General features: G+C 49.5%; 38 protein-coding genes and 1 other RNA gene. 38 read left to right on the forward strand and 1 reads right to left on the reverse strand.

The window, feature by feature from the left end:
• Nucleotides 1-47 precede the first annotated feature (47 nt).
• The 28 genes from L4D12_RS21190 (at nucleotide 48) to L4D12_RS21320 (ending at nucleotide 17,427) form a co-directional block, all read left to right on the forward strand.
• Nucleotides 48-419: a helix-turn-helix domain-containing protein gene (locus L4D12_RS21190; RefSeq protein ID WP_428449826.1), complete on the forward strand. Its 372-nt coding sequence runs from the start codon at nucleotides 48-50 to the stop codon at nucleotides 417-419.
• On the forward strand, nucleotides 412-2,661 hold the full coding sequence (locus L4D12_RS21195) for a DDE-type integrase/transposase/recombinase (protein ID WP_428449827.1): 2,250 nt from the start codon (nucleotides 412-414) through the stop codon (nucleotides 2,659-2,661). Before L4D12_RS21190 ends, L4D12_RS21195 begins: the two co-directional genes overlap by 8 nt.
• Before the next feature lie 68 nt (nucleotides 2,662-2,729).
• Nucleotides 2,730-3,431, forward strand: coding sequence for an AAA family ATPase (locus L4D12_RS21200; protein WP_428449828.1), 702 nt, complete (start codon nucleotides 2,730-2,732; stop codon nucleotides 3,429-3,431).
• A gap of 33 nt (nucleotides 3,432-3,464) precedes the next feature.
• On the forward strand, nucleotides 3,465-4,013 hold the full coding sequence (locus L4D12_RS21205) for a hypothetical protein (protein ID WP_428449829.1): 549 nt from the start codon (nucleotides 3,465-3,467) through the stop codon (nucleotides 4,011-4,013).
• Nucleotides 4,010-4,648, forward strand: coding sequence for a hypothetical protein (locus tag L4D12_RS21210; RefSeq protein WP_428449830.1), 639 nt, complete (start codon nucleotides 4,010-4,012; stop codon nucleotides 4,646-4,648). The genes L4D12_RS21205 and L4D12_RS21210 overlap by 4 nt, the downstream gene beginning before the upstream one ends.
• Nucleotides 4,645-4,881, forward strand: a complete 237-nt coding sequence (locus L4D12_RS25560; protein ID WP_489685951.1) for a hypothetical protein — start codon at nucleotides 4,645-4,647, stop codon at nucleotides 4,879-4,881. Before L4D12_RS21210 ends, L4D12_RS25560 begins: the two co-directional genes overlap by 4 nt.
• A gap of 2 nt (nucleotides 4,882-4,883) precedes the next feature.
• On the forward strand, nucleotides 4,884-5,333 hold the full coding sequence (locus L4D12_RS21215; protein ID WP_428449831.1) for a hypothetical protein: 450 nt from the start codon (nucleotides 4,884-4,886) through the stop codon (nucleotides 5,331-5,333).
• A complete protein-coding gene (locus L4D12_RS21220) occupies nucleotides 5,330-5,980 on the forward strand; it encodes a DUF3164 family protein (protein ID WP_428449832.1) in 651 nt (216 codons plus the stop codon). The genes L4D12_RS21215 and L4D12_RS21220 overlap by 4 nt, the downstream gene beginning before the upstream one ends.
• A gap of 9 nt (nucleotides 5,981-5,989) precedes the next feature.
• Nucleotides 5,990-6,178 (forward strand): hypothetical protein, encoded by a 189-nt coding sequence (locus L4D12_RS21225; RefSeq protein ID WP_428449833.1) that lies wholly within the window; start codon nucleotides 5,990-5,992, stop codon nucleotides 6,176-6,178.
• Nucleotides 6,179-6,250, forward strand: an RNA gene (locus L4D12_RS21230) — hammerhead ribozyme type II.
• 81 nt (nucleotides 6,251-6,331) lie between these two features.
• Complete coding sequence (locus tag L4D12_RS21235) at nucleotides 6,332-6,775, forward strand: hypothetical protein (protein WP_428449834.1); 444 nt, start codon at nucleotides 6,332-6,334, stop codon at nucleotides 6,773-6,775.
• Complete coding sequence (locus L4D12_RS21240) at nucleotides 6,768-6,923, forward strand: hypothetical protein (protein ID WP_428449835.1); 156 nt, start codon at nucleotides 6,768-6,770, stop codon at nucleotides 6,921-6,923. The genes L4D12_RS21235 and L4D12_RS21240 overlap by 8 nt, the downstream gene beginning before the upstream one ends.
• Nucleotides 6,916-7,542, forward strand: a complete 627-nt coding sequence (locus L4D12_RS21245; protein WP_428449836.1) for a gp16 family protein — start codon at nucleotides 6,916-6,918, stop codon at nucleotides 7,540-7,542. Before L4D12_RS21240 ends, L4D12_RS21245 begins: the two co-directional genes overlap by 8 nt.
• Before the next feature lie 4 nt (nucleotides 7,543-7,546).
• Nucleotides 7,547-7,756, forward strand: a complete 210-nt coding sequence (locus L4D12_RS21250; protein WP_428449837.1) for a hypothetical protein — start codon at nucleotides 7,547-7,549, stop codon at nucleotides 7,754-7,756.
• 188 nt (nucleotides 7,757-7,944) lie between these two features.
• Nucleotides 7,945-8,259, forward strand: coding sequence for a hypothetical protein (locus L4D12_RS21255; protein ID WP_428449838.1), 315 nt, complete (start codon nucleotides 7,945-7,947; stop codon nucleotides 8,257-8,259).
• A gap of 186 nt (nucleotides 8,260-8,445) precedes the next feature.
• Nucleotides 8,446-8,856, forward strand: coding sequence for a Mor transcription activator family protein (locus L4D12_RS21260; protein WP_428449839.1), 411 nt, complete (start codon nucleotides 8,446-8,448; stop codon nucleotides 8,854-8,856).
• 102 nt (nucleotides 8,857-8,958) lie between these two features.
• Nucleotides 8,959-9,579, forward strand: coding sequence for a hypothetical protein (locus L4D12_RS21265; protein ID WP_428449840.1), 621 nt, complete (start codon nucleotides 8,959-8,961; stop codon nucleotides 9,577-9,579).
• Between the two features lie 116 nt (nucleotides 9,580-9,695).
• Entirely contained in the window at nucleotides 9,696-10,118 is a 423-nt protein-coding gene (locus L4D12_RS21270; protein WP_428449841.1) for a DUF5675 family protein, read from the forward strand.
• A 9-nt stretch (nucleotides 10,119-10,127) separates the two neighbouring features.
• Nucleotides 10,128-10,676: a hypothetical protein gene (locus L4D12_RS21275; RefSeq protein WP_428449842.1), complete on the forward strand. Its 549-nt coding sequence runs from the start codon at nucleotides 10,128-10,130 to the stop codon at nucleotides 10,674-10,676.
• Nucleotides 10,677-10,695: 19 nt separating this feature from the next.
• Nucleotides 10,696-10,935 (forward strand): TraR/DksA C4-type zinc finger protein, encoded by a 240-nt coding sequence (locus L4D12_RS21280; protein WP_428449843.1) that lies wholly within the window; start codon nucleotides 10,696-10,698, stop codon nucleotides 10,933-10,935.
• Nucleotides 10,925-11,233 carry a DUF2730 family protein gene (locus L4D12_RS21285; protein WP_428449844.1) on the forward strand — a complete coding sequence of 103 codons (309 nt, stop codon included), beginning with the start codon at nucleotides 10,925-10,927 and terminating at the stop codon, nucleotides 11,231-11,233. The genes L4D12_RS21280 and L4D12_RS21285 overlap by 11 nt, the downstream gene beginning before the upstream one ends.
• Nucleotides 11,233-11,529 (forward strand): VpaChn25_0724 family phage protein, encoded by a 297-nt coding sequence (locus L4D12_RS21290; protein WP_428449845.1) that lies wholly within the window; start codon nucleotides 11,233-11,235, stop codon nucleotides 11,527-11,529. The genes L4D12_RS21285 and L4D12_RS21290 overlap by 1 nt, the downstream gene beginning before the upstream one ends.
• Nucleotide 11,530: 1 nt before the next feature.
• The gene (locus L4D12_RS21295; protein ID WP_428449846.1) at nucleotides 11,531-12,127 is read left to right on the forward strand and encodes a DUF3486 family protein; all 597 of its coding nucleotides are present in this window, start codon (nucleotides 11,531-11,533) and stop codon (nucleotides 12,125-12,127) included.
• Nucleotides 12,127-13,722: a terminase large subunit domain-containing protein gene (locus L4D12_RS21300; RefSeq protein ID WP_428449847.1), complete on the forward strand. Its 1,596-nt coding sequence runs from the start codon at nucleotides 12,127-12,129 to the stop codon at nucleotides 13,720-13,722. The genes L4D12_RS21295 and L4D12_RS21300 overlap by 1 nt, the downstream gene beginning before the upstream one ends.
• A gap of 26 nt (nucleotides 13,723-13,748) precedes the next feature.
• On the forward strand, nucleotides 13,749-15,317 hold the full coding sequence (locus L4D12_RS21305) for a DUF935 domain-containing protein (RefSeq protein ID WP_428449848.1): 1,569 nt from the start codon (nucleotides 13,749-13,751) through the stop codon (nucleotides 15,315-15,317).
• The gene (locus L4D12_RS21310; RefSeq protein ID WP_428449849.1) at nucleotides 15,317-16,732 is read left to right on the forward strand and encodes a phage minor head protein; all 1,416 of its coding nucleotides are present in this window, start codon (nucleotides 15,317-15,319) and stop codon (nucleotides 16,730-16,732) included. The genes L4D12_RS21305 and L4D12_RS21310 overlap by 1 nt, the downstream gene beginning before the upstream one ends.
• A 45-nt stretch (nucleotides 16,733-16,777) precedes the next feature.
• Nucleotides 16,778-16,969 (forward strand): hypothetical protein, encoded by a 192-nt coding sequence (locus L4D12_RS21315; protein ID WP_428449850.1) that lies wholly within the window; start codon nucleotides 16,778-16,780, stop codon nucleotides 16,967-16,969.
• Entirely contained in the window at nucleotides 16,969-17,427 is a 459-nt protein-coding gene (locus L4D12_RS21320) for a phage virion morphogenesis protein (RefSeq protein WP_428449851.1), read from the forward strand. Before L4D12_RS21315 ends, L4D12_RS21320 begins: the two co-directional genes overlap by 1 nt.
• Nucleotides 17,428-17,512: 85 nt before the next feature.
• Here L4D12_RS21320 and L4D12_RS21325 read toward each other — a convergent pair whose 3' ends face one another.
• Nucleotides 17,513-18,388 (reverse strand): hypothetical protein, encoded by an 876-nt coding sequence (locus L4D12_RS21325; RefSeq protein ID WP_428449852.1) that lies wholly within the window; start codon nucleotides 18,386-18,388, stop codon nucleotides 17,513-17,515.
• A 386-nt stretch (nucleotides 18,389-18,774) separates the two neighbouring features.
• Here L4D12_RS21325 and L4D12_RS21330 point away from each other — a divergent pair, with 386 nt between their 5' ends.
• The 10 genes from L4D12_RS21330 (at nucleotide 18,775) to L4D12_RS21375 (ending at nucleotide 25,517) form a co-directional block, all read left to right on the forward strand.
• On the forward strand, nucleotides 18,775-19,836 hold the full coding sequence (locus L4D12_RS21330) for a hypothetical protein (RefSeq protein ID WP_428449853.1): 1,062 nt from the start codon (nucleotides 18,775-18,777) through the stop codon (nucleotides 19,834-19,836).
• Between the two features lie 52 nt (nucleotides 19,837-19,888).
• Nucleotides 19,889-21,079 carry a phage protease gene (locus L4D12_RS21335; protein WP_428449854.1) on the forward strand — a complete coding sequence of 397 codons (1,191 nt, stop codon included), beginning with the start codon at nucleotides 19,889-19,891 and terminating at the stop codon, nucleotides 21,077-21,079.
• Complete coding sequence (locus L4D12_RS21340) at nucleotides 21,079-21,465, forward strand: hypothetical protein (RefSeq protein WP_428449855.1); 387 nt, start codon at nucleotides 21,079-21,081, stop codon at nucleotides 21,463-21,465. Before L4D12_RS21335 ends, L4D12_RS21340 begins: the two co-directional genes overlap by 1 nt.
• 74 nt (nucleotides 21,466-21,539) lie before the next feature.
• Nucleotides 21,540-22,439, forward strand: a complete 900-nt coding sequence (locus tag L4D12_RS21345) for a Mu-like prophage major head subunit gpT family protein (protein ID WP_428449856.1) — start codon at nucleotides 21,540-21,542, stop codon at nucleotides 22,437-22,439.
• 69 nt (nucleotides 22,440-22,508) lie between these two features.
• Nucleotides 22,509-22,829 (forward strand): HI1506-related protein, encoded by a 321-nt coding sequence (locus L4D12_RS21350; RefSeq protein ID WP_428449857.1) that lies wholly within the window; start codon nucleotides 22,509-22,511, stop codon nucleotides 22,827-22,829.
• Between the two features lie 102 nt (nucleotides 22,830-22,931).
• Nucleotides 22,932-23,360, forward strand: a complete 429-nt coding sequence (locus L4D12_RS21355) for a gp436 family protein (RefSeq protein WP_428449858.1) — start codon at nucleotides 22,932-22,934, stop codon at nucleotides 23,358-23,360.
• A gap of 16 nt (nucleotides 23,361-23,376) precedes the next feature.
• The gene (locus L4D12_RS21360; RefSeq protein WP_428449859.1) at nucleotides 23,377-23,823 is read left to right on the forward strand and encodes a phage tail terminator protein; all 447 of its coding nucleotides are present in this window, start codon (nucleotides 23,377-23,379) and stop codon (nucleotides 23,821-23,823) included.
• Complete coding sequence (locus tag L4D12_RS21365; RefSeq protein WP_428449860.1) at nucleotides 23,813-24,748, forward strand: phage tail tube protein; 936 nt, start codon at nucleotides 23,813-23,815, stop codon at nucleotides 24,746-24,748. The genes L4D12_RS21360 and L4D12_RS21365 overlap by 11 nt, the downstream gene beginning before the upstream one ends.
• 89 nt (nucleotides 24,749-24,837) lie before the next feature.
• A complete protein-coding gene (locus tag L4D12_RS21370; RefSeq protein WP_428449861.1) occupies nucleotides 24,838-25,170 on the forward strand; it encodes a hypothetical protein in 333 nt (110 codons plus the stop codon).
• 5 nt (nucleotides 25,171-25,175) lie between these two features.
• The gene (locus tag L4D12_RS21375) at nucleotides 25,176-25,517 is read left to right on the forward strand and encodes a hypothetical protein (RefSeq protein WP_428449862.1); all 342 of its coding nucleotides are present in this window, start codon (nucleotides 25,176-25,178) and stop codon (nucleotides 25,515-25,517) included.
• Nucleotides 25,518-25,675: the final 158 nt, after the last annotated feature.

Genomic DNA, 25,675 nt, shown 5'->3' on the forward strand with positions numbered 1-25,675 from the left:
TGTGCATTTGCTTGTATGCGCAAAATTATGTGCGTTAATCTGTATGTATGAACACAACAGAACGCCGAAAAAAAGCCGGTATGGCAACCGGCCAAGAGCAATCAGATTGGCATCCCGCCGATATTAAAGCTGCTCTTGATAAGGTTGGATGGTCTCTAAGACAACTTTCGCTACATAGCGGATTATCAGCTAATGCAGTAGGCCATGCCTTACGTAGGCAGTATCCAAGGGCTGAGTTAATCATTGCCTCAGCGATTGGATATAAACCTTACGAGATTTGGCCCACTCGCTATAACTCTGAAGGCCATCCTAAAAAATGTGTTAGGAAACGTGGTGCTAAAATACCACACAACCTAATTCGACAGTCTAACAAAGCTGAAGAGAATGAAAAGCCGTTGAGTGAGGTTACAGATGACTGATTGGATCTCATCGTTAGAGTTATCACACATTTGTGGCAAAAACCGAAGAAACATCACTATACGAGCGACGAAAGAAGCTTGGCCTAATCGGACACGAGAAGGACGTGGCGGTGGCAAAGAATATGCGTTTACAGGGTTGCCGGAAGAGATCCAAGTCGCAGCGGCTAAATATTTTGCCAATAAGCTGGCAAAGGAATCACCGACATTCGCGATTGGAAAATCTAACGCTAAACGCAATGTTGCCAAACAACAAAAAAAGGAAGAAGACCGACATAAGGCATTACAGCAAGGCACTCAAGAATTTGGCCGGCTGCAAGGTAAAGCTAAAACCCGAGCTGAAGTCAGATTATTAATTGTTGCTTGTTACAAACAGTATATAGCCCCGTTTGTAGCACAGAAGCAAAAGGTGGTAGGGGAAGAAACGTTTATTAAAGAGTACAACCGGAAACAGCTAAATTTTGATGCTGATATTTATCAGGTTGTGCAAAGCGTCAGTATGCGGTCACTCCGTCGTTGGGAACAAACACTGGCGAATGAAGGTGCAGGCGCTCTGGCCGGTAGCTACCAATCAGAACGTAAATACATGATTGATGAGCATGCGGAGTTACAGACATTTTGCCGAGGGATGCTCTGGCATCAGCCTGATATCCAAGCGACTAACTTGCAAGAAGCGATCAGGGCACAGATAGAGTTAGACAAAATTGATGCATCGCTTCCCTCGATCAGTGCTGTTCGTCGTTGGCTTCAGTCTTTTCATAAAGAATTTGAGTTAGTACTTAATCAGCTAAGTAATCCTGATGATTTTAAAAATCGCCGACAGGTTGCGTGGGGAAATGCTGCTGAAAATATCTCGCGCATTAATCAGCTTTGGGAACTGGATTCAACGCCGTCAGATGTATTACTGACCGATGGACGCCACAGCATTATAGGTGGCATTGATGTTTACAGCCGTCGACCCATTCTGATCGTACACCCGACATCCAGCGCTGAAGCCGTTTGTTTACTGATGCGAAAAGCGATTCTTGAATTTGGTATACCCGACACGGTTAAAACCGATAACGGTAAAGATTACACCAGCCGTCGCGTCATGAGCGTGATCTCTAGCCTTGAGATAGAACAAGTTCTGACTAAACCTTTTGCGGGTGATGAAAAGCCGTTTATCGAGCGTTTTTTTAGAACCTGGGCACATGGGATTAGTACGTTATTACCGGGCTATGGTGGCCATAACGTAACAAAACGGCAGGAGCTTCGTTCTCGTAAAAGTTTTGCTGACCAGATCATGGCGACTACAAAAGTGAAAGGCCGTGATGGAAAAATGCGCTTGAGCAAAGGGGCTGATGTTGAAGTATCACTCTCATCAAAAGAGCTACAGGTCATCATTGATGACTGGATAAATAATTTCTACCTCCATAAACACCACAGGAAACTGGGATGTACACCATTTGAACAATGGCAGAAACACCGCACTACCATTCGCACGATGGATTGTGAACGAACATTAGACATTCTACTCAGCCCGGTTCCTGCTAGCTCTGGGCGTGCAGCTGGGGTGAGAGTTGCCAATAAAGATGCTGGAATTGTTGTTGAAGGTATCAGCTATTTTGCTGCTGAGTTAGGCGAACGTATTGGCCAGAATATTTATTGTTCGTGGAATCCGCATGATATTGGCCAGCTATACGTGTTTAACCCTGAAAATATGGAATTTATCTGTATTGCTCGTAATCCTGATTTAGCTGGGCAAGGGGTAACACTTAGCGAACTTTCAAAAGAAGCACGTCGCCAGCAAAGCATACAACTGGCAGAGCAGCGTAAAGCTCTACGTCAATCGAGTAAAAAGATTGGTGTAGGTGACGTTGCAATGGATGTATTAGCTGCTGCTAAAAAGCGCAATGCGTCAATTTCTGGATTACCGCATCGGACTGAAATCGTTAATACCGCCGCGATTCGAGGTGCTAAACAAGCGATAAAAGAGCCTGAAAAACAGCGTATGGATCGTAGCGAATTTGAACGGCGACGGGAAGAGCAGCTGCAAATTGATGAAGCACTTAAAGCGCAAGAGGCTAAGCCACGGTTTCGAAATCAGATGGAAGAATTTACGTATTACCTGCGCCAGCAGGACTTACGAACTCTTACGACGGAAGAAATTGTAATTATGAATGATTTCCGTAAGGCCCAGCCGAAGTTGGCAAAAATGGCAGAAGGTTTAAAAACTGGAAATTCAGTCAAGAAGACCAGCCGTTAAGTAGCCTTGGTTAGTCAAACTAACATTTTTACATGTGTAAACAAGTATATAAATAAGGATCATAAGCGATGAAATATACAATTGCGTATACCGAAAATGTTGCACAAGCAAGCATTCTATTAAGTCAATTACTGTCTCGTTCTCCTGCTGTTCCTAGTATTGGCTTGATGGATGGGCGTCCGGGGTTGGGTAAAACAATGGCCACACTCAAGTTGCTTAATAATATTGATAATGGCGTATATCTCCGTGCGGTTCGTCTTGAAACCCCCGCAACATTTCTTGACCGCTTGCTTAAAGAGTTAAGTATTCGAGATCGTCCACGTAACAAGATGGCAAAGTTTGAAAAGGTTGTTGATGCACTAACCATGGAACCTCGTGTTATTTTCCTTGATGAAGCTGATTACTACATGGATCAGCCTGAGCTCTTAGAAATGATTCGAGACATTCATGATTTAACAGACACCGTCATTATTCTTGTCGGAATGGACAAGATTGCTCGTAAGGTCGCAAATCTGCCTCAGTTAGATAGCCGTATTTCTGCCCGTTATGAATTCCAATCAGCAGCAATTGATGATCTACAGGTAATGGTTAATGAGTTGCTCGAAGATGGTATTGAAGTCGCCAATGACCTTTTGCGCCGCGTTCTCTTGGAAACAAATGGTTCGTATCGCCTTTGCGCTATTGCACTAGAGACGATTGAACGTAAGGCGCAGGTGGATGGTGTGAAATTACTTGACTCTGATAGTTGGGGGGATGGACCGATTCTTTAATCAGAATTGAGTAAGAATGAGGTAGTGATTTTCATGCTGTGTAACAACGAAACACCCAGGGAAAAAGCTTGGAAAGTAATGCGCGATTTAAACGTCTTTACTGTCAGGGATGTGGCAGTAAAGGCTGAAGTACCGAAGCAGAATATTTCTAATTTCGTGCAACAACTTATCAAAAACAATTTCGTGATCAATATAAGTAAAGGGAGGCCTTATCAGTTCCAAGTGATAAATAGTCAAGGAGTGTTATTTGGTTCAGGTTCAGCAAAAACCACAAAGACTCGATTGCCGGCTAACCGCCCGCGACAAAAAATGTGGTTAACGTTGAGAGTGTTGCGCAAATTTCGATTATCAGATCTGATGATGGCCACAGAAGTAGGGCGAAGTACAGCATCAAAATTTGTTAATAGATTAATTCAAGCTGGTTATGTTCGAAAAATTAGCCCGAGCAAACCAAGGCTAGGTGATGGAGCTGTTTTCTTATTAGTTCGTGATACTGGGCCTCTGGCACCAATTGAACGAAGTAAAAAAGGGATGTGGGATCCAAATGAAGACAAACTCTTCAAAAATAAGGAGGCATCGTGAGTAATGAATCATGGCTTGAGGTGTTACGAAAACAATGCCAGCCACCTAGATCACAGCGGATTGTTGCAACTGAACTGGGTGTTAGTGCCACGCAGGTCAATCAGGTACTAAAGGGAAATTATAAAGGGGATCTTGCCAGAATTTGTAAGTTAGTTGAAGGGCGCTACATGAATCAAGTTGTCATATGTCCCGTCCTTGGTGAGTTAAGTGTAGATAAATGTCAGTGTCATCAAGAGAGAGAATTTGCAGCAACTAACCCTCAGCGCGTCATGTTATACAAAGTTTGCAGAAGTGGTTGTCCTCATTCTCACCTACCAGTAACGATTAAAATCGAGAAAAAGCTGACAGGCACTAACCCTTTCCCTCCAAAAGATAAAGAGTGGAGCGGTGAGGGAAAGGTAATTTTTTATCAATCATCGTCAAATGAAAATAAAAATGCAGAAACAAAGCGAAAACACAGAAATACAAAAGGCGAAAATCTTTATTCATTAGAGAGTCAGTTAGCTTATTTTCATCGGATTGCTGGTGGTGATGCTTTGAAATTAAGTGAATTGTTAGAAACGGAACTCACCAAATTAGCGACACGATATAACCAATTATTGTGGAGCAAAAAGTATTCAAGGAGCGAAAAATGACAACCGGTAATCTAAACACCAGAACCGATCTAATTAATAAAGTCGTTCGCCGCCTGACTCGGTGTGGTCTGCAGGTGCGCTCGACACGGGTTGGTAACCTGCGCCCGGTCATCGAGATTGAGCGGCCAGACAACCTTTGCCCTGGCTTCACCATAACCACCCGCCATGGTCATGACGTGGCGATGTTAAATGTTGCCTCGCTGGAAGGATGCTTGGTGACCTGGAGGGCGTAGCCATGAACACCGCCGAAAGGATAGTGATTGCGCTTCGGGAACGGCCTCTTACACGCCCTGAACTGTCAATCCATATCGTTGAGTTAACCAGTCGGGCCTTGCTCTATCAGCTGAAATACCTGCAAACCCATGGCTTTGTGACAAGAGAAGGCAGCGAACGGAGTCACCGCTACCGCCTTATAAAAGAAGATGGCCTGTTAGTGACATGCCACTGCTGCAAAGTGGAACGGCCATGCTGGTTAGTACACCGTGACACCTGCCATTACTGCACCAATGTGCGCGGGGTAGGCGAAGTTAAACCGAAACAAGCCAAGAAGGCCAAAGCGTCTTACAAAGTATCACCGTTTGCCAAAGACGATGCCTGCTCACTTTCTTACCAACGTTTATTACGTGGGCAAAGAATTGGAATACGGCTGGATTCAAGTAATAAGCGCAATAAGGACATTCAATGAATACCCAAGAAACAAACTGTACCACTTCTACCACTGTGCCTGACGGGTACATGCTCGATAGTAAACAGCGCCTGGTGCCGCTCTCTACCGTCGATGATTACGATATCGAAATTAACGACTTCGTAAATAAACACGTGGCTGAGGCACGTAATATTCAGGGCGTATTAAAAGCCTTTAAGCTGCGGGTGTATGAAGACTGCTACGCCTTCCTTGAATTGCTGGCAGAAAAATATGAAACCAAGAAGAAGCGTGGTGGCGCGAAGGGCGGTTTTTCATTCTCATCCTATGATGGCCAGCTGCAGATTAAAATCACCGTGCAAGATCGCATCACCTTCGGCCCAGAACTACAGATAGCCAAAGAGTTGATTGATGAGTGCGTGCAGGATTGGAGCTCAAACGCCAACGACTACCTCAAAGTGCTGATTAACGATGCCTTTGAAGTCGATCGCGAGGGTAACCTCAATACTGCCCGCATCCTGTCACTGCGTAAGCATAAAGACAAAATCAACGATGAGCGCTGGGTTAACGCCATGGAAGCCATCGCCGATGCCGTCATGGTGACAGGCTCGAAAACCTACCTTAATTTCCGTGAGCGTAACAGCGAAGGCAAGTTGATGAATATCCCTCTCGACTTAGCAGCACTGTAAGGAGGCCGTATGGAGAAGATGAGCCACCTTAACATGCCGTTTGTCGCGCCACACTCCCGGATGGCGGTGCTGAATGAACTGGATAAAGCGCAACAGCTGGAAGAAATTAACGCCGAGGTGATAGGTAAAAGCTATACCGAAGGCGTGAGTGATGCCCTGCTGTGGGTAATGGGGGAAATCCCACCGCCCAGCGAATAAGTGCGAAATGCCGCTCTCACTGAGGGCGGTATCTACCCAAGGTGGTGCTTGGGTACTGATGAGCAGCCAAGTCTAAAACAGTCTGTAAATTGAATTTAAACGTTGATACACGCACCCGCGTGGGGATCCGTGCAACCTGAATTTGAGGTTTATATGGAAATGAAAATTACCAAAGAACAATGGAAAGAAATTGAGGCCGAATTAGAAGGCTTCGTTTTTAATGTCGTATTTTCGCTTGAGGGCTATGAAGTGACGGTGACTCGTGCTCTTGAAAGTGAAGGGAAAACGGTGCTGGCCGTTTACATCGATGATCTCATTAAAGGTGAGTGGTTACGTGATGATTGTCAGGATAAGCCGAGCATTTTGGGCAAGGTATGGAAGGCGCGTACTAAGTCTATGTATGCGCCTTCTAAGGTCAAAAAGTTTGAAAAACAATTCGGTAAGCGACGAACTAGAAAAGAGTACCCAGAGCTGTATCAAAAGCAGCATTGGTTAGATCCGTACTTTCCGAAAGCATCGGTTCTTTGTCGTCAGTTTAAAAAGTTGGATGGTCTTGCTTTGGTAAAGGCGCGTTGCCTAGAGGTTAATCATGGATAACGAGTTAATTGATTACCTTATGTCGGTCGGAAAAATGGATAGAGGAACCGCTGAAAATTGGGCTGATAACCATTCTAAGGGCTGGCGAACAGAGCCAAGGAATGAACCTATCCGCCATTTGAATGGGGGAGAAAGTGACGATGAATAACCGGAACCGACTAATCCAGCTTATTCACGTAGGTAAGCGTGAACTGGCCCTTGATGATGACACTTACCGCGCTTTACTGTTTGCCAATGGTGAGCATTCCAGCTGTAGCAAAATGAATATTCAACAGCTAGAGATGGTATTGGCCGTGATGGAGATGCAGGGTTTTCGTCGCTCCCGGCGTCCTGCCTCCCGCGACATTAATCCATCCATGGATGTCAAACGAATAGGTAAAGGAATTAAAACACCGTTTAAACGCCGTTTAAGTCCGAAGTCAGGTAAGGCCAAACATGCACAGATTGATAAGATCCGGGCGGTTTGGATAACCATGGCCGGGCATGGCATCGTCCGTGATAGTTCAGAAGCGGCGCTTGATAAGTATGTGTGCCGAATGACTAGCCGAGGCGGTCAGCAAGGTGTCGAACATATTGGCTGGCTGTATTCGAACCAGGCTTACACGGTGTTGGAATCACTCAAGAACTGGCACAAGCGGGCGTTGACCGACAGGATGAAAGAAGTTGGTCACTGTATTCCACTCAATCGCAATGGTACGGGATTAGCTGGGTATCAGGCGGTGGTGGATGAATATGAATTCATGGTGAAGCAGCAAAGAAGGAAATAAAAGCATGGAAACCAACGATAAACTGCTCGATACATTATTGAAAGCTTTTGATGACCGCATTCAAATTGAAAAAGGCGATCGCCAAGAGCATGAAAAAGGTTCTTCAGCGTTTTACTACAGTGATGGTCGTGTTGACGGAGTAGACACTGGTCGGGCTATTGTCGAGAGTGTCTTTATTCAGAATATGAATTCGAATAGCGATAAAGAAACTTGAGAAAATCCATTAGCCTTTATCTATTCAAACCGCCCGCTGGCGGTTTTTTATTGGCATTCATCATCTGACACACGCATTTCAGAATGATGTTTTTTGATGGTTAAATCACAGATTTAACATAGTGGGCATTGAATGTACGTAGAAAAGGACTCATGTACATATAGAGTTTAATTTCATATGAGATGCACATGACTAATACCAATGTAAAGTTAGATACCGTTAATTTTAAAGATATCTTGATGACTCATGTTGTTGATAATGCAACTGGTCAATATCCTGACATTAAGAAAAATCCTTCAACACTCTTTGCTAATCAGAGTGAGCAAATTAAGCGTCAGCTTGCTGTAACTGCAGCGCTCGAGTTGATTCGAACGGACATTAGTGCTTCATTCTCTACTGGAGGAACATCTTCAAAGAGTACATATATTCTTGAAAATCACATGGAAAATCTTTCCGGTTACGCAGATAAGATTGTTGAAGCTATGAAAGTTAATGATCAGTAATCATGCTCTATATAGAACATAATGTTCGTAAAGCGTCCAGGCTAGGACACTTTAACATAGGATAAACCCATAACCATTAAAACCGCCCACCGGCGGTTTTTGTTTTCCTCCTATCGGAAATGTTGGATTGACTCAGCGATCCCCGCCTTGTTCAATAATGTGATTCGTAAAAGTTGGGGGTGGGGTATGGAACAGCAGCAGGAGATCTTTAAAACTGAAGCGGCAGAGCTTGAGCTGTTGATTAACAGCGTGTCTGAAATTGGCGATGATAACGTCCGCCAGCGTTGGCCATCGACGCTGCAATCGTTGAGCGAAGTGCTAAACAGCGAACTCAAGCGCGCCAACATTGAAGCACCGCACCTGGCTGATAAGCTGACCATTGCCCTTGGTCATTACTTCGGTGGTCGTGACATCTACATCCCCACGGGCATCAAGTTAAAATCCGCTCTACGTAATATCTCAATCTGGCGCGAATACAACGGTCGCAATATCGAACAGCTGGCGAATCACCACAAGCTGACCGAGCGGCAAATCACCGAAATCATCCGCGAACAACGCCAAGCTGAAGTGAAGCGCAGGCAACGGGAGTTATTTTAGATTGTGGGGATAATCTCGTTGCCATTCACATTTATCAATATCACCATTTTAAAAATTTGATTAAAATACAAAATTGATAGGTTTTTGTAAGGAAATATCAATTTGAATCAATATTTAATATCAATTTTTAATGCTGTTGGTATAGATGTTAATCACTTAAGAAAGGAATACTTGAGTGCGAATGAACTCATGCATCTCAATAAAGCATTGCAATCAGAGCAAGATCTAGAGCAACATTTTTATACTGGCGAGCATGGGGAAAATTTAGAATGTTTACTGTTTTTTCTTCATTCTCATAAGAACGATATTATCAAATTAATGCAGGGTAAAGGTAGAGAGGAAACTCTTATCGAGCTATATACCTCAAGCACAATTTCAGGCGGTTATGATTGTTTTCGTTTCAATTTGTCTAAATTTCCACAAACCTATACTCAAAACAATCAAGTCATGACCTTATACCGGATAGGCAGAGATGGAGAATGTGAGGGGAATCTGGGATGTTCGTGGGCAAAAAGTATTGATGGTTTGAGAGCGTATTGCGATGCATCAAACTTATCCAGATCTATACTTGAATCCAAGCCCATATTTGTTATTACAATTGATGATTCTCAGGTGTTATTTGAAGGTAAGGAAAGCGAACAGGAGTTAGTGCTGAAGCCTAATTTCACGCATCATACGCTAGCTATGCTAGATGATGAATTACGCAGCAAAGTTGGCAGATAACAAACCAAACTTGTACCGCATTTGGTCCAATTACATATTTCAGGATTTACCTCCATATCACCTAGCGTTCCACACCCCATACCATCCCTGTAACCAAACAATTTACAGGGATGCCCATGAATACCCTTACTCTCAAGCGTCGCCATTTTAGTCACGGCACGTTTTCTACTTTACATACCCAAGATGGCAAGCAGATTTGCTGCATGGTCGAGCGGCCTTGGCTAAACAACCAACCCAATATCTCTTGTGTGCCGCCGGGTACTTATAAACTCATCCCACATCAAAGCAATAAATTTGGTACTTGTTACGCCCTTGAAGCACCGACGCTTGGCGTCACCCGTTACGGGCCAAGTGTCCGTACTCACTGCCTTATCCATAAAGCTAACCGACCCAATGAACTGCAAGGCTGCCTTGCGCCCGGCACTCACTTTGGTGTCAGCCGTGGGGAATGGGCGGTGATGAACTCTACCGAGGCCTTTAATGGCTTGATGACTCTGCTTGCTGGTGAAACTTGGCAGCTCGATATCATTGAACACTAAGGAGGCGTCATGGATCCGATCACACTTATCAGCCTGGCGTCGTCATTGCTTAAAGCTGGCCCGACGCTCATTAAAACCGTGGGCGGCTTGTTTGGTGAAAAGAGCGGCCAGACGGCAGTCAAAGTTGCCGATGCGGTCGAGCAGATCAGCGGCTCGTTATCTTCGCCGGATTCACAGCAAGTCAAAATGGAACAGCTGGTGAAAACGCTGACGCCGGAAGAGATCAAGCAGCTGGAGAAAATCCAAGTCGAGCTGGCACAAATCGATGCTGAACGTGAAGCCCGCCAGCTGGAACATGAAGAAACCATTTTCTCTGTCGGGCAAGCAACCATTCAGCGCGGCGACCAATCAACCAGCGACAAAGTGGCGGCATGCCGTCCGAACCTGGCTTATATCAGCGCGTTCTCGGGTTCGATTTACGTCATTGGCGCGGAAGCCTTGCACGCGATTGGCAAAGGCGACGGGCCTGACATGGTGATCGCCGGGATCATGTTCGCGTTGGCGACCGCTTATATGGGTATTCGCCATCGTGAGAAAGGCCAAGGCACGGCGACGTAAGCATTTAAAGGAATAAAGCATGTCAGATGTCGTAGACAGGGCCGCTGTCGAAACGGATGCCTACATTACTGAGTGCATCCGGCGGCAACGCAAGCCGGTTGAAACCCCGGATGAAGATAATGACGGGCGCTACTGTCTGGGCTGCGGGGTAACGATTGATCCGCGTCGGCTAGAAAAAGCCCCTGAGGCGGTGCGCTGCGTGCCGTGCGAATCCATCATCGAGATGGGCAATAAAGAGAAAGGGAAACATGGACGGTGAACTGATCAAAACCTGGTGGCCGATTGTGGTGGTGGCGGGAGGTCTAGCAGGGGCTGGGGTATTTGCCTGGCTGTCTAATCGCTTTGCCACCAAAGCCGATCACAGCAAGCTTGCAGATCGGGTGACGGCGATAGAGAAAGAGCAGGCCAGTCTGCCGTCTCGGGAAGAGTGGCACCAGATGGATAAAAACGTGGTGAAAGTGACCACCCAGAATGAGTCTATTCTCGCCTCGATGAAGAGCATCGAGAATCGGCTGGCGATGTTGTATGAAAACGAATTAAGGCAGGAGCAAAAATAATGGCAATTACGCAAATTCTCCGAGAGCACCAACGGCTGGTTATCTTGCGCCTGCTGTCTGAGGTGCCGGGGTATGACTTGAATGAATCAATTATTCAGGATGGGTTAGACCGCTATGGCCTAGACATCAGCCGAGACGCATTGCGGGCGGCGCTGGAATGGTTAGCGGAACTGGGATTGGTCACGCTTGAAAAGCTAGGCTCCACCTATATCGCGACGTTGACGGGACGGGGTGAAGAGGTAGCAAGTGGTCGTGTCACCGTGTCGGGCATTAAAAAACCACGTCCGGGAGAGTGACATGAGTGACAAGCCCGAGAATAAGAAACAAGACAAGCTAACCCGAGGCCGCCGCAGCAAGATTGATTTGCTGCCCGATACCGTAAAACGGCTGCTCGATGAGCTGCTGCGCGATGGCCGAAACTCCCAGCAAGATGTGCTGGATGCGGTGCATGATCATATCGACCAGCTGGGCCTGCCGGAAGATCTCAAACCCTCACGTAGTGGCCTCAACCGCTATGCCACCCGCATGGAAGCCATCGGCAAAGATTTGCGGGATGTCCGTGAGGTTTCTCAGGCGCTGGTGGCCCAACTTGGTGATAAGCCGACTGGGGAAGTGTCCAAGCTTATCCTTGAAATTGGTCGTACCCAGCTGTTTAAAGCCATGATGAACGCCAATGAAAACGACGGCCCAGTTGATATAGGCATGATCAAAGATGCCATGCTGGCAGCGCAGCGTCTCGAAAGTGCCGCGATGTCGAGCCATAAGCGCGAGAAGGAAATCCGCAAGGCGTTTGCCGATGAAGCGGCCAAGGTCGCGGAAACCGTCGCCAAGAAAGCCGGACTTACCGCCGAAACCGTTTCTAACATCAAGAAAGAAATCTTAGGGATAGCCTGATGGTCAACGATGCTCTTCCCCTCGAAACTCGCCACTCTAAACGCGATACGGCTTGTGCCTTTGATCCCGATGAGCTGTTGCTGGGTTACCAGAAACGCTGGATTGAAGATGATTCAGTGCTCAAGATTGCCGAGAAATCCCGCCGAACCGGGCTGACCTTTGCCGAAGCGGCAGATTCAGCATTAAGCGCTGGTGCAGCCAAAGGCGAGGGCGGCAGTAACGTGTTTTATGTCGGCTCGAATAAAGAGATGGCACGTGAATTTATTGATGCCGTCGCCATGTGGGCTAAGGCATTTAATAAGGTTGCCAGCGAAGTACAGGAAGAAGTGCTAGCCGATGAAGACAAAGACATCCTGACCTTTGTGGTGTACTTCGATTCCGGTTTCAAGGTGCAGGCGCTCAGCTCCAACCCGTCCAACCTGCGAGGGATGCAGGGTACGGTTATCATTGATGAGGCCGCGTTTCATGATCGTCTGGCCGAAGTGCTCAAAGCCGCGCTGGCCCTGACCATGTGGGGCGCGAAGGTGCGTTTAATCAGCACCCACAATGGCGTGAGTAACCTGTTTAACAGCCTGATTAATGACTCGCGGGCAGGCAAGAAACGCTACAGCGTCCACACCATCACCTTGGATGATGCCTGTGCCGAAGGGTTGTATCAGCGGATCTGCCAAGTGCAGAAAATTGAATGGTCACAAGAAAAAGAAGACGAGTGGAAAGCCAACCTGCTCAACGACACCGCCACCGAAGACGATGCACTGGAAGAGTATTACTGTGTTCCCAAGGCCTCCAGCGGCCAGTATATCCCGCTGGTACTGATTGATTCGGCGATGACCCGAACGACCACCGCAGAGCCTGGCAAAGACACCGCGCCTATCCTGACCATCGAAGCCCCCAAAGGCTTCATGGAATGGAGTGACGGCCAGCGAAAACTATACGTCGATGACTGGTGTAAACAGGTGTTAAAGCCGGAATTAAACAAGCTCGATGTCAGCCACTCCCATGCTTTTGGCGAAGACTTTGCCCGCAAAGGCGACTTGTCGATATTCGTCCCGCTGGGGATCCGCAAGAACCTCAGCAAATATGTCCCGTTCGTGGTTGAGCTACGCAACATGACCTACGACGCCCAGCGGCAAATTCTCCATTACCTGCTTGAAGCCTTACCCAGAAAACGCGGCATGGCCTTTGATGCCACGGGTAACGGCGGCTACTTGGCAGAATCCGCCGCCCTGAAATACGGCACCGACATGGTGGATCAGGTTTCGCTCAACGACCCGTGGTATCGCGAGTGGATGCCCAAGCTCAAAGCCGAATTCGAAGATCTGAACCTAGAACTGCCACGCCATGAAGATATTAAAGACGACCTCTGCCATATCCAGGTGATCAACGGCGTCCCGAAAATCGACAAGGGCAAAAGTAAAGGCCAAGACGGCAAGCAGCGCCACGGTGACTTTGCAGTAGGACTGGCGATGGCCGTGCGCGCCAGCTGGATGGACGGGGCCGCGATTGAATTCACTCCGCTGCCGGGTAAAAACGCACAAAGCGACGACGATGACCTCGATGACATAGGCAGTGCGTTGGAATCTGGCTGCTATTAAAAAGCCAATCTTCAAGGAATAAGAATATGGCAACATCACCCATTGTCGATTTATGGGGCCGTCCCATTGAAACGGCTGATCTCGACGAACAACAAACCGAGTCGGATTCTCGTCTCACCCCCCTCAAACGCCACTTTGCCGAGCATCCCTCATCCGGGCTGACCCCGATGAAACTGGCGGGCATCATGAAGCGCGCCGAAGACGGCGACCTGATCGCCCAGTGCGAGCTGGCCGAGGACATGGAAGAGAAAGACGCCCATATCCAGTCAGAATTGGCCAAGCGCAAGATGGCGCTGCTCAATATCGACTGGAATATTCGCCCGCCTCGTAACGCTACCGCAGAAGAGCAGCGCGATGCCGACATGCTGCAAGAGCTGCTGGAAGATGCGACTTGGCTAGAAGATGCCTTTTTCGATATGGCTGACGCGACCCTTAAAAGCTTTTCCAATCTGGAATTACGCTGGGATGTGGTCGAGGGCATGCAGTTGGTGACCGGCTACGATCACCGTGACCCGTCTTGGTTTCAAACCCACCCTGATAACCGCAATCAATTACGGTTACGTGATGGCAGCCATGAAGGGGCAGAGCTGAACCCGTTCGGCTGGATAGCCCACACCGCCAAGGCTAAATCAGGCTACTTAACCCGCCGTGGTCTGGTGCGGGTATTAGCCTGGCCGTTCCTGTTCAAAAACTACAGCGTGCGTGACTTAGCCGAGTTCCTGGAGATCTACGGCTTGCCGATCCGCCTGGGTAAATACCCAGAAGGAGCGACCGAGCGGGAGAAAGCTACTTTGCTGCGAGCCGTGATGTCGATTGGCCATAACGCGGGCGGTATTATCCCCAAAGGCATGGACATTGAATTTAATAATGCTGCCGATGGTGCCAGCGATCCTTTCATGGCCATGGTGAGCTGGTGTGAGAAATCCCAGTCCAAAGCCATTCTCGGTGGCACTTTAACCAGTCAGGCCGATGGCAAAACCAGCACCAATGCGCTGGGCAACGTCCATAACGAAGTCCGAGAAGAGATCCGCGATTTTGACCTGAAACGAATCGCCGCCACCTTAACCCGTGATCTGGTGTTTCCGCTCTATGCCCTTAACGGTAAAAGCTACCGCACCCGCCACCGTATTCCGCGCTTTGAATTTGACCTCACCGAAGCGGAAGACATTCAGATGTTATCGACCGCCTTACCGGGATTGGTGCAATTGGGGATGCGTATTCCGCTGGCATGGGCGCACGATAAAACCCAAATTCCCCAAGCCAAAGACGGCGAAGCGGTACTGGGTGCGCCAAGTCAGCAGAACATGCCACAAGCTGAGTTGAAAGGGTTGGCTGTACTGAAGGCGTTAGCTGAGCAGAAAGATACCGCCGAACTGCAAACTGAACGGCTACACCAAGAGGCGGGTGGTTTACTGGCTGCGATGGTCGAACCGGTGCGGGAACTGGTTGCCGGAGCAACCTCGCTCACTCAACTGCGTGATGACATATTGGCCTTACAAGGTGTGATTGGCACTGAAGAGCTGGGTGAGGTTATGGCACAAGCCATGGCTGCCGCCGAGCTGGCAGGGATCAGTGATGTGAAGGATGGCAAGTAATGCCAGTGCAATACGGCAGCCTGCCGTTCAAAGAGCAGATCGCTTATTTTTGCCATAAGGCTGATGTGCCGTCTGAGCGTTGGGCTGATGTGTGGCAGAACGCCCACGACCGGGGCTTTATGGTTGCCGGAGCCATGCAGACTGATTTGCTGGCTGACTTTCGCCAGGCGGTAGATAAAGCCATCGCCGAAGGAAAATCCCTCGGCTGGTTTAAAGGCCAGTTTAACGACATTGTTGAACGTCATGGTTGGGAACATACAGGCTCTGCCAGTTGGCGCGCTCAGGTGATTTATGAAACCAATATTCGCCAGGCCTACACTGCAGGGCGAGAGCAGCAGATCGAACAAGTCAAAAGCCGTCGCCCTTATGGCATTTATAAACACTCGGGGGCCGAGCATCCCCGTCATGAACACTTAGCCTGGAACAATTTGGTTATTCCGCTTGACGACCCGTGGTGGGAAACCCATACCCCAATCAACGGCTATGGTTGCAGCTGCAAGAAGCTGACCGCCAGCGAACGGGACTTAAAACGGCTCGGGCTTACCGTCACTGGTGCGCCTAAAGTCACCACCTATGAGTGGGTCGATAAGGTCACCGGGGAGGTGCATCACATCCCCAAAGGGATCGATCCCGGCTTTGACTACACCCCCAAGAACAGTGCCCAGCTCACCGAGAAAACCAAAACACTGCTCGGTAACAAACCGCCACTGGCACAACGGCTAACCCCTCGTATCGTTGATCATGCGTTCTCGACCGTCAAAGGGGTCGATGCCAGCGGAATAAGCGCCTTATTGGCCGAGTTGGATACCCCGCAAGTCGCCGCTTTTGCGCAGGTGTTGAAAAACCATGATTTGAAAACATTGTTTCTCAAAGTGGGGGAAATGACAGGAACCAAGAAAGGCCGAGCAATAGCCGAGGATGTCGAATCTTATCTGCAGTCTGGCGCAGCGTACTCGCACTGGAACTATACTGCCCGTAAGATCAACCGCACCAATGGTTTTACCTCTCGCAGTTGGAACCATGTGGTGGTTAAAACCAAAGCCAGTGATAAGCTGGTGAAAGTCGATGCCTTGCAGCTGCGCGATGTGATTGCCGCCGCGATTAGTAAAGGCAAAACGGATATGCGGTACTGGTCGTTCTCGGCGGCTGCAGAGAGCCAAATTAATACCTCAGCCAGAGTGGTAACCACCTGGGCACACGAGATGGGCCATCAGGTCTACTATAGAGCAGGGCAACCAACGATCCCACCACAGGTAAAAGGGCAACCATCATTGACCAAGTACGGGGGCACCAATGGCAGCGAATGGTTTGCCGAACACTTTGCGGCTTGGTTACTATCACCCCAAGCGCTGGAACAAGCCTTACCCGATGCTTATGGCTTCATTAGTGAGCTGGTCGATAAAGCCGCTATGTAAAGGACGGTACGTAAAGAGTGGAAGCTAAATGAAGGAGCAAGCCAGATGGACAAATTAGAGCAAGCGGAAGCACTGTTTAAACAGCCTTTAACCATTGAATCGCTGCGTCAGTTAGATGCCTTAGAGCGCCAAGCAAGAGGCCAAGAAGCGGATTATATCGGCGAGTTATGGGAAGCCGTCTTTGCTGCTGCAGATGAAACCCTGCTTAACCAAGCCAGAGAAGAAGGGCTATTGTAATGGCTGGGGCTTGCTATACCATCACCATTGATGGGCAAGAGGCTATCCAACAGCGGATCAACCACCTGCTGCAAGCCGGAACAAACCTACAGCCTGCCTTTCAGGATATCGGTGAGATGTTGCTCATCAGCCACTCAGACTGTTGGGAACGGCAAGTCTCGCCAGATGGTGTGCCTTGGGCTGCATTGAATGATGACTATAAGAAGCGGAAGAAAAAGAACCAAAGCCTGATCCTCGTACTGAATCAGCACCTCGGCCGAGAGCTGAATTACCTCGCATCCCCACAAGCCTTCGAGTTTGGCACTAACTCTGAATACGGCGCAATCCATCATTTCGGTGGCTCCACTGAAATGCGCCCACAAAACGCCGCCATTCCCGCTCGTCCCTGGTTAGGAGTCTCGCAAGATGATATCAGCGAGATCTACGACATCCTCGGTGATTTCTTACTGGATAAATAGACGCTCTGTAATCGACGCTAAGCGGTTAGCGCCTGACGAGGTATAACGGCTTAGGTGAAAACGAGTTAAACACCGTTGAAGGGATTTAAACGGGGTCTAAAACAACTTGTGGCTCACCCTTTAACAGAACACGCGCTTTCCTGAATGATATGTACTTGGTGAAGCTAAATCGAATAATTGCTTTGCCCTTGGGGGATAGGGCAACGTTACCCACTACAATGGCATACGCACCTTGCAGTTCGTCAAAGTCGTTGAGTTTGAAATTACGTTTTAACTGTTGCTTGAGTTCCTTGTCCAAGTAAATGCTGGGCTCTGAATAGCTGTTGCCGTGGTTGAGCCATAGCGCACCGTCTTTGTCGGTGTTCACGTTGTTAATACAGCCCCAGAAAATCATAAGCTGCTCGGAATGGGTATCGGTGATGTCAGAAAAAGGAACGAGGAAATTGCGTAATGCGCCATCTAGAATAACGCGATCAGAGTCGGTTCTTATCTGAATGGTTTGGCCGTCATCGGCATAGTGTGGGTTTTTATGTAGGTAAGTTAAAATCTGCCGCAGTGATTTGTTAACGGCGTAACGGCCTTGTTGGTTGTATTCGTTAACGGGTTTCCTGTTGATCCAGTTAGCGTCTTCCTCATTGTGTTTGTTGCCCTGTTCAGAGGTCAGTATCGAGTGTTGCTTGGCTCGGTCAAGATCGACGACAAAATCGGAGTTGTTGGTGTTATCGTCATTATCGCTATCTTCCTCGTTGCTAACGATAACAGTTGAAGCGTTGCAATTTTCAAGGTGATGAGCGGCAAAGCAGGCGCTTCTTTCGGATTCGCCACGAGTAAAACTGCGAATAAACCAAGCCTTCTCTTTGCACTCAAAGCAAATTATTTGTCCCCGATACTTTTCAGGTTCCTTCTCGTAATCAACAGTGCTGCAAATCGAATTATCGATAGTAAACAAGGTATTTATCATGGCGTTAAAAAGTACCTCTATATCATTAGGTTAATATCCAAGTTAACAGGGCGCAGATATGTCAGCAATGATAGAGCGGTTAAGGGAGAGAAAGTGTGAGTCGAGGCTATTTTTTGTGAAAATTGCATCTGTTCTACATTGTGCCCACAAAACGTCGCCATTACCGCCCGTCACTAGTGGGTGTCTCTCAAGCTGATATCAGCGAGATCTATGACACCCTCGGTGATTTCTTGATGGGGGGTTAAGGCGCGATCTAATCCATTATGAGAGAATATATCCATTAATGATGGAATGGCATTCAAAAGAGATAGTTAAACACCGTTGAAGGGATTTAAACATCCTTGAAATGGTTCTGGGTGCCTTTCGAATATAAAAAGGAGAGTTTGGTGGAGAATAAGACCAGAAGAAGTTACTTGAGGACTCAGAGTTTAGCGGCAAATGGCAGTAAAGTAATGCTGAAGCAAATTATTACGAACCTTGCTCCGGGAGCCCCGATGATTTGGGATGTGATTGAAGCACTTCTTGGGTATGGCCAGAGGTATTACAACGACAGGAAAGAGCAGCGCCTTGAAGAGTTCCACAAACGGCTGGTGAATACATGCCTTAAAGGAGATAAGAAGAATATTGAAGAATTCCTTGAGCAGGAACTCGATCTGAATGACTACCATGCATTGCTAAATGCTTGTGTCAGCGATATTGAAAATGAAAAGACCGAGCTGTATGCCAACTTGATGGCCGCGTTGATTAGCTACAATTACTCTCCTCAGATAAGTCGCCATTTTATCTTGTCAATGAATCAGTTGTCATACCATGATTTGGATTTTATTCGCCGTCTTTATATTTACGCGCAGTTTGATGTGATGTCTCACAGAGGGCAAGCTAGGCCTCAGTCGTTGTTGAAATCACAGGAACCATTGACCAAAGTACTCATCGCTAAACTGGATGCAATGGCATTTCTTGATGAGGCTCATCGTGGGCTTTCAAGTTTGGGAGAACGGTTTGCTAAGGCGATATTCACTGACACTGGGTTGACAGCAGAGGCTATTGGTGAAAGAACCTGGTTGCATAAAAGCTGTATGATTGCGACCTATGAGCTTGATGGTGACCACCATAGTCTTGTGGCTGATAAATTGCGAAAGGTCTTTGAGCATTCTCGGATTAGAAGCTCTGTCGGCCAAATCCAACCTCGTTGGGAAATAGGCTTATTTAGCGATCAGCTTGGCGTATTATTGGTGGGGGATAGAGTTATCGAAGCTAAGTTTGAACAGGCTCTTTCTGAATTTTCGAAAACTTCAAGTATGATACGTATCGATTTAACACCTGGAGCGAAAGACCAGACGTTGGATCAGGTGCAGTTCATTGATCATTTGTCGTGTTTATCGACCGACCCAGCAGAGATCGCAGTCTTTGCTAAGCAGCATTTCCAATCAGATAACCTCTCTGATTAAACAGGAATCCCTTCCTTCCCAGCTAATCCCGTCATAGCGCCACACTGGCGCTATGAAAACATCAAATCTCACTCACATCGCCCAGGCAGTGTTATCTGCCAACCTAACCGGTAACGTCGCGGTTCTGGTCGCTGACCTTAACCACCACGACAACGGCTGGGTACAGCTGCTGCCAGCTGGGCCATTCAAAGCCCGTGACGGTCGCCCGCATGATACCGAGGACGGCCACTGGCACTTAGATGCAGATATTGCTGCGCAGATGATTGCCGCCACCAAGGCGGCTGCCCCTAAAGTGCTTATCGACTACGAGCACCAGACCCTGCATGCCGCCGAGAATGGTAAACCCGCTCCGGCCGCAGGCTGGCTGACGAGTGAGACCGACATTGAATGGCGTGACGGTCTCGGTCTGTACATCAAGCCGGACTGGACCAGCAACGCCAAAGCGCACATCGACAACGACGAGTACGCATTTCTCTCGGCTGTTTTCCCCTATGACAAACAAGGCCGCCCGCTATTGCTGCGCATGGCCGCGATCACCAATGACCCCGGCGTGGTGGGCATGGAATCGCTGGCTGCGCTATATGCCGAAAAGTCGGCGGACTTCTCTATTAGATTCAATTCTCACAGTGCCGGTGTCGGTACTGAAATCAACCTATACGGTCAAATGGAGGATCGTGACGTGGATGAACTACTCAAAGCCATGCTCGCCAAGCTGGGCATTGAAATCAGCGGCGACACCCTGAGCAAAGAACAAGGACAAGCCGCCCTGACAGCATTGGATGCCCTGCACACCAAAGCCAATGAAAGCGGTGAGCTGAAAAGCCAAGTGGCGGTGCTGACTGCCGAAAAAGGCAAGGCGGTTGACCTCACCCAGTACGTCCCGATAGGGGCTTACAACGGTGTGGTAGGTGAACTGGCGGTACTCAAGGCGGGCACTGACACCAACGGCATCGAAACGGTGATCAAGTCAGCTAAGGACAAAGGCCAGATTGTTGAGGCAGAGGTGGACTACCTCACCCAGTTTGGCCAGCAGCAAGGCGTGGCTGCATTAACGGCGATGTTGCAAAACCGTCCGGCGATTGCCGCACTCACAGCACAACAAACCACGAGCCAGCAAACCAGCGCCACCCTTCAACAACAATCCCAAGACGATGACGGCCTAACCGCCGAAGAGCTGGCCGTTCTCAAGGCCTGCGATCTCGACAAAGCCGCGTTCTTGGCAGCCAAAAAGGACAACAGCTAATGAGCGAAGCAAAACGCAGTGGCAACCGCCGCGATTATCCGGTGAGAGGGGGCCAGTACATCGGCGGCAATATGGTGGTGATGCTAGCAGCAGGATTGGCTATTGGCTTAGCCAGTGCCGCGCCAGGTGATAGTTGTGCCGGGGTGTCATCACTGGGCATCGACAATAGCCACGGCGTAGACGGGGAAAGCCGTATCAGCGTCGAGGTCGGTGAGCACAAGTTTTTAAACAGCGGCGATATCGTAAATGCCAGTGTCGGCAGTGACGCGTTCTTTGCTGATGAACACAGCTTGTCACTGGATAGCGCCACCAACACACGGCCCAAAGCCGGAGTTATCACCCAAGTGGATGACGACGGGATCTGGGTGTGGTTGGGGATCCAATAGCAGGGCATGGCAGTTAGATCGGAGCCAAACAGGGTTCAAATAGGGACGCGCAATCGCGCAGGGAGAAGTAACAAGTGGATATTAATCAGAAGAATTTAAGCGCCCTTTATACGGCGATTAAAACCGCGTTTAACACCGGTAGCGGCAGCTATAAAGCGCTGTGGCCGCAGTTTGCCACCATGGTGCCGTCGTCTACCTCGGCGGAAGCCTATACCTGGCTGGGGCAGTTCCCCCGCCTGCGTGAATGGGTCGGGGATCGTCAGGTCAAGAAACTGGCCAGCCATGACTATACGCTCAAGAACAAGAAGTACGAAAGCACTGTAGCCATTCCGGCGGAAGCCATTGATGACGATGCTTACGGCGTGTTCATGCCGCTGTATCAGGAAATGGGCTATGCGGCGGCATCGCACCCCGATGAAATGCTGTTTGCTCTGATGGCAGCGGGCTTCACCACCAAATGCTACGACGGCCAGTATTTCTTCGATACCGATCATCCCGTGGTTAACCCTGAAACAAGCAAAGAGGCCTCGGTCTCTAACATGCAGGCCGGGGAGGGAGCCGCTTGGTTCCTGCTCGATACCCGCCGTCCACTCAAGCCATTCATTTACCAGAAACGCAAAGACTATCGCCTTAATGCCAAGACGGATGCAGGCCAGTCGGATCACGTCTTCATGGCTGATGAATATGTCTATGGCGTTGATGGTCGTGGTAACTGGGGCGTGGCGTTCTGGCAGCAGGCGTTTGCTTCCAAGGCCGAATTAACCGATGCCAACTTTGATAAAGCAGTGGCCGCCATGATGGCATTCAAGTCTGACGAAGGCCGCCCACTGGGGATCATGGCCAGCGTGTTGGTGTGCGGGCCAAGTAATCGCAGTGCCGCGAAGAAAGTGCTGGAAGCGGAAAACAAAGCCCAGGGTGAATCAAACACCAACTACAAAGCCGTCGAGTTGGTCGTGGTGCCTTGGTTGCCCTAATGGCTGAGTAGCGAGTTTAGAGAGTCGAGTATCGAGAATTAGCCACATATAAGCGGAGACATTCATGTTATGGAAAAACGTAATCTCATCACTCAAGCCCTTATTGTTAAAAGCCTGGCACACAATGGCTATCGCCGTGCTGGGTTGGCGTTTAACGCCGGTGAAAATACGCTGGCGGCTGACACGATCACCCCTGCGCAGCTGGCCATGCTGGAAGCCGATCCGCGTTTGGCGCTACTTGGAACAGCAGAAGATGACCCAGCTACGCAAGGGCCGACAGCTCCGGCTGACGATACGCCAGGGGCTGTGGTTCAAGCAGGTCTATCTGGCGGCGTAGCCAAGAAAAAGAAGGCCACTGCCAAAGCAACCCCCACAAAGAAAGATGAATAAGACGTAAGACTGTGAGATGCAGGGCAGGCGTTGTTTGCTCTTGCTTCTCTAGCCCCTCGTCCCTAAAACCTAGCCCCTAACGGCTTTAAACAAGGATCGCTTATGTACTGTACCCGTGACGACATGGTTGCCCGCTTTGGTGAAGAGGAACTGACCGAACTGACTGACCGTGACGGCAACGCTGGCGGCATTGTTGATGCCGTGCTGGATCAGGTGATGGACGATGCCAGCGCCACCATTGATGGTTATCTCGGCGGCCGTTATGACCTGCCGTTGCCAGTGGTGCCACGGGTACTGACGCGCACCGCTTGCGATTTGTCCCGCTATTACCTCTATGACGACCAACTGGGTGACGAGCATCAGGCCGCCAAGCGCTATGCCGAGGCCATCGGGTATCTGGAAAAGGTCGGGCGCGGGGTGTTGCAGCTGGGACTTGATCGCAACAACCACCAACCGGTGACCCACAATACCGCGACCATGACCAGTGCAGGGGCGGTGTTCAGCCGTCAGAACGGCAAGGGCTTTATCTGATGGATGATTTTATCTGATGGAAGATGTGGTGGCACTGACGGTGGCCCGGCTCAAGGAAGGTAACCCGTTGTGGAAGGATGTCAGCGAGATTGATGCCCTGAGTCAGTTGGACTTGAAGAAAACGGGCACCACCCGAACCCCTGCGCTGTATGTGTTTTTAGTAGGGGAAACGCCGGGGCCGGATGTTCGTGGCTCCGGCGCTTACCTGCAATCACTGACCGCCACCGTCGGGGTGGTGATTGTGGATACCTCGCGCAACGGCAAGCCGATTGACCTCCAGCCCTTGCGCCAGCCCTTGCGCCAGGCGTTGCGAAAACGGCTGTTTGGCTGGTCGGGATCGGATGTTTTTGAGCCGTACTGGCTCGGCGGTGGTCGCCTGCTGACGATTGAAAGTGGCCGCGCAAGCTGGCTGGATAACTTTGTAACTGAATATACCGAGGATCAAAACGCGTATGGCCCGTAAAAACAGAAAGAAAATTATCGGCTTTGCTTTGGAAACCAGCTACGGCCTCGATGCTTTTACGCCGGATGAGAGCGGAGCAATAGGCGCAGTCATGCAGCATGTGCTGGGGCGAGAGTTCTCTATTACGCCGTTAGCCGGTGAGTCACAGAGCCTGGAATATGACAACGGGGCGATGGGGCAATCCCCGCAAATCATGACTGAAACCTACGTCACGGTGGAATTTACCGTGGATTTGGCGGCCTCAACCAATCCGGCCAAGGCTGCGCCATGGGGCGACTTGATGAAAGCCTGTCTGCGCACGGTGGAAGAGAGCGCCGCCCAGTCAGAGACGTTTTATCGCATTGATGAAGAGGCAACCGGTAGCCTGACGCTCTATTTCTACCAGTCCGGCACATTGCACAAGATGGTCGGCGCGCGGGGCAGTTTGTCTTTCACCGCATCGGCTAAAAACTTTGGTGGGATCAAGTTTGCATTCACCGGCTTGTTTGCGCCAGTGACTGCCGCTAATAACCCCGTGCCGGATTTCAGTGCCTGGGTGACGCCACTCAAGATTGGGGTGCAGCACTCCAGCTTTACCATTGATGGTGCTGCCATCAAGTTGATCTCGCTGGAATACGACCAGGCTAACCAAGTGCCGTATCAGGAATACGTCGGCCATGAAGAAGTGATGATCACCGACTACAAGCCGACCGCCACCATGGTGATTGAAGCCCCGGCCTTGTCGGTGCTGGATGTGTTCGCGCTGGCTCAGGCTGGCGCAGAGCATGAGCTGGTATTTTGCAATGGTCCGGTGGGTAATCAGGTGGGCTGGCAAAGCTCGCGGGTGCAGTTTGGCCGCCCGAGTTATGGCGAGCAGGAAGGCACCCAGACCTACAGCATTCCGCTGACGGTAATCGCCGACAGCGACCAGTTTTTTACCCGTTAAACAGTCACGAGTCGCGAGGGACGAGGTTCGAGTCTTTTGCCTTTCCTCGTTACTCGAACCTCGAATCTATGCATAAAAGGATAATAAGCATGTTCAAACTCGTATCAGAGCGAAAAGTAAAAGCATGGCCAGTCAAAATTACCGTGCCAATGGATGGCGGCAAGGTGCAAACCTGCGATATCACCTTGGATTTCAAGTTGGTGGGCAGTGATGAGTTTCGTCAGATGAGCCAGCAAGGCGACAGCAAACTGTTTAATGAGGTGGTAACCGGTTGGAGTGGTATCGCTGGGGAAGACGGAGAGCCGCTGCCATTTACCCCTGATAATCTAACTGCCGCTTGCCAGAACCAGCATTTCACCGCTGGAGCGCTGCAAGGCTACATGAAGGCGATGAGCGGGGTCGCCAGCACAAAAAACTCCTAGATGCCGTGCGGGCGGCTATTCAACGTCGCCCCGCTACGGCAAAAGAAGAGCAGGACTGGCAGGACGAGCTGGCCAGTTGGGGGATTGAATCCGATCCCTTCGTCAAGATCGGGGCCGAGGCAGAGACCGAGGTGGTCACTGTCTGGGATGAGCACCAGAGTGTGCTGGAATGGTGGTTGGATATCCCGGCTTTTCTGCGATGGAATGGTCCGGTGTGCCTAGGCATGGATGTATGCCAGGTCAAAGCCGATGCCGATCTGTCAAACCGCACTATCAACCCCGATGATTACCACAAGCTGAAACTGATCGCCCACACCATGACCGAGGAACTGAACTGCCGTGAGTAATAACCTGACGTTTACGCTCAAGTTTGATGCTGAGACCAAGCAATTTGTTGGCGAGGTAAAAGGGGCGGGCCAGGCAGTGAATAGCCTGGGCGATCAATCCGTGACAACCGGCCGCCAGATGAAGTCGATGGCGAACCAGTCTGACATGATGCAGGGGC

Origin of the sequence: Photobacterium nomapromontoriensis (assembly GCF_050336815.1) — a bacterium.
Lineage (GTDB): Bacteria > Pseudomonadota > Gammaproteobacteria > Enterobacterales > Vibrionaceae > Photobacterium > Photobacterium nomapromontoriensis.

Excerpts from the sequence above, each read along its gene's own strand:
- L4D12_RS21190 (WP_428449826.1), top strand. The coding sequence starts at position 48 with ATGAACACAACAGAACGCCGAAAAAAAGCCGGTATGGCAACCGGCCAA.
- L4D12_RS21195 (WP_428449827.1), top strand. The coding sequence starts at position 412 with ATGACTGATTGGATCTCATCGTTAGAGTTATCACACATTTGTGGCAAA.
- L4D12_RS21200 (WP_428449828.1), top strand. The coding sequence starts at position 2,730 with ATGAAATATACAATTGCGTATACCGAAAATGTTGCACAAGCAAGCATT.
- L4D12_RS21205 (WP_428449829.1), top strand. The coding sequence starts at position 3,465 with ATGCTGTGTAACAACGAAACACCCAGGGAAAAAGCTTGGAAAGTAATG.
- L4D12_RS25560 (WP_489685951.1), top strand. The coding sequence starts at position 4,645 with ATGACAACCGGTAATCTAAACACCAGAACCGATCTAATTAATAAAGTC.
- L4D12_RS21215 (WP_428449831.1), top strand. The coding sequence starts at position 4,884 with ATGAACACCGCCGAAAGGATAGTGATTGCGCTTCGGGAACGGCCTCTT.
- L4D12_RS21220 (WP_428449832.1), top strand. The coding sequence starts at position 5,330 with ATGAATACCCAAGAAACAAACTGTACCACTTCTACCACTGTGCCTGAC.
- L4D12_RS21225 (WP_428449833.1), top strand. The coding sequence starts at position 5,990 with ATGGAGAAGATGAGCCACCTTAACATGCCGTTTGTCGCGCCACACTCC.
- L4D12_RS21235 (WP_428449834.1), top strand. The coding sequence starts at position 6,332 with ATGGAAATGAAAATTACCAAAGAACAATGGAAAGAAATTGAGGCCGAA.
- L4D12_RS21240 (WP_428449835.1), top strand. The coding sequence starts at position 6,768 with ATGGATAACGAGTTAATTGATTACCTTATGTCGGTCGGAAAAATGGAT.
- L4D12_RS21245 (WP_428449836.1), top strand. The coding sequence starts at position 6,916 with ATGAATAACCGGAACCGACTAATCCAGCTTATTCACGTAGGTAAGCGT.
- L4D12_RS21250 (WP_428449837.1), top strand. The coding sequence starts at position 7,547 with ATGGAAACCAACGATAAACTGCTCGATACATTATTGAAAGCTTTTGAT.
- L4D12_RS21255 (WP_428449838.1), top strand. The coding sequence starts at position 7,945 with ATGACTAATACCAATGTAAAGTTAGATACCGTTAATTTTAAAGATATC.
- L4D12_RS21260 (WP_428449839.1), top strand. The coding sequence starts at position 8,446 with ATGGAACAGCAGCAGGAGATCTTTAAAACTGAAGCGGCAGAGCTTGAG.
- L4D12_RS21270 (WP_428449841.1), top strand. The coding sequence starts at position 9,696 with ATGAATACCCTTACTCTCAAGCGTCGCCATTTTAGTCACGGCACGTTT.
- L4D12_RS21275 (WP_428449842.1), top strand. The coding sequence starts at position 10,128 with ATGGATCCGATCACACTTATCAGCCTGGCGTCGTCATTGCTTAAAGCT.
- L4D12_RS21280 (WP_428449843.1), top strand. The coding sequence starts at position 10,696 with ATGTCAGATGTCGTAGACAGGGCCGCTGTCGAAACGGATGCCTACATT.
- L4D12_RS21285 (WP_428449844.1), top strand. The coding sequence starts at position 10,925 with ATGGACGGTGAACTGATCAAAACCTGGTGGCCGATTGTGGTGGTGGCG.
- L4D12_RS21290 (WP_428449845.1), top strand. The coding sequence starts at position 11,233 with ATGGCAATTACGCAAATTCTCCGAGAGCACCAACGGCTGGTTATCTTG.
- L4D12_RS21295 (WP_428449846.1), top strand. The coding sequence starts at position 11,531 with ATGAGTGACAAGCCCGAGAATAAGAAACAAGACAAGCTAACCCGAGGC.
- L4D12_RS21300 (WP_428449847.1), top strand. The coding sequence starts at position 12,127 with ATGGTCAACGATGCTCTTCCCCTCGAAACTCGCCACTCTAAACGCGAT.
- L4D12_RS21305 (WP_428449848.1), top strand. The coding sequence starts at position 13,749 with ATGGCAACATCACCCATTGTCGATTTATGGGGCCGTCCCATTGAAACG.
- L4D12_RS21310 (WP_428449849.1), top strand. The coding sequence starts at position 15,317 with ATGCCAGTGCAATACGGCAGCCTGCCGTTCAAAGAGCAGATCGCTTAT.
- L4D12_RS21315 (WP_428449850.1), top strand. The coding sequence starts at position 16,778 with ATGGACAAATTAGAGCAAGCGGAAGCACTGTTTAAACAGCCTTTAACC.
- L4D12_RS21320 (WP_428449851.1), top strand. The coding sequence starts at position 16,969 with ATGGCTGGGGCTTGCTATACCATCACCATTGATGGGCAAGAGGCTATC.
- L4D12_RS21325 (WP_428449852.1), bottom strand. The coding sequence starts at position 18,388 with ATGATAAATACCTTGTTTACTATCGATAATTCGATTTGCAGCACTGTT.
- L4D12_RS21335 (WP_428449854.1), top strand. The coding sequence starts at position 19,889 with ATGAAAACATCAAATCTCACTCACATCGCCCAGGCAGTGTTATCTGCC.
- L4D12_RS21340 (WP_428449855.1), top strand. The coding sequence starts at position 21,079 with ATGAGCGAAGCAAAACGCAGTGGCAACCGCCGCGATTATCCGGTGAGA.
- L4D12_RS21350 (WP_428449857.1), top strand. The coding sequence starts at position 22,509 with ATGGAAAAACGTAATCTCATCACTCAAGCCCTTATTGTTAAAAGCCTG.
- L4D12_RS21355 (WP_428449858.1), top strand. The coding sequence starts at position 22,932 with ATGTACTGTACCCGTGACGACATGGTTGCCCGCTTTGGTGAAGAGGAA.
- L4D12_RS21360 (WP_428449859.1), top strand. The coding sequence starts at position 23,377 with ATGGAAGATGTGGTGGCACTGACGGTGGCCCGGCTCAAGGAAGGTAAC.
- L4D12_RS21365 (WP_428449860.1), top strand. The coding sequence starts at position 23,813 with ATGGCCCGTAAAAACAGAAAGAAAATTATCGGCTTTGCTTTGGAAACC.
- L4D12_RS21370 (WP_428449861.1), top strand. The coding sequence starts at position 24,838 with ATGTTCAAACTCGTATCAGAGCGAAAAGTAAAAGCATGGCCAGTCAAA.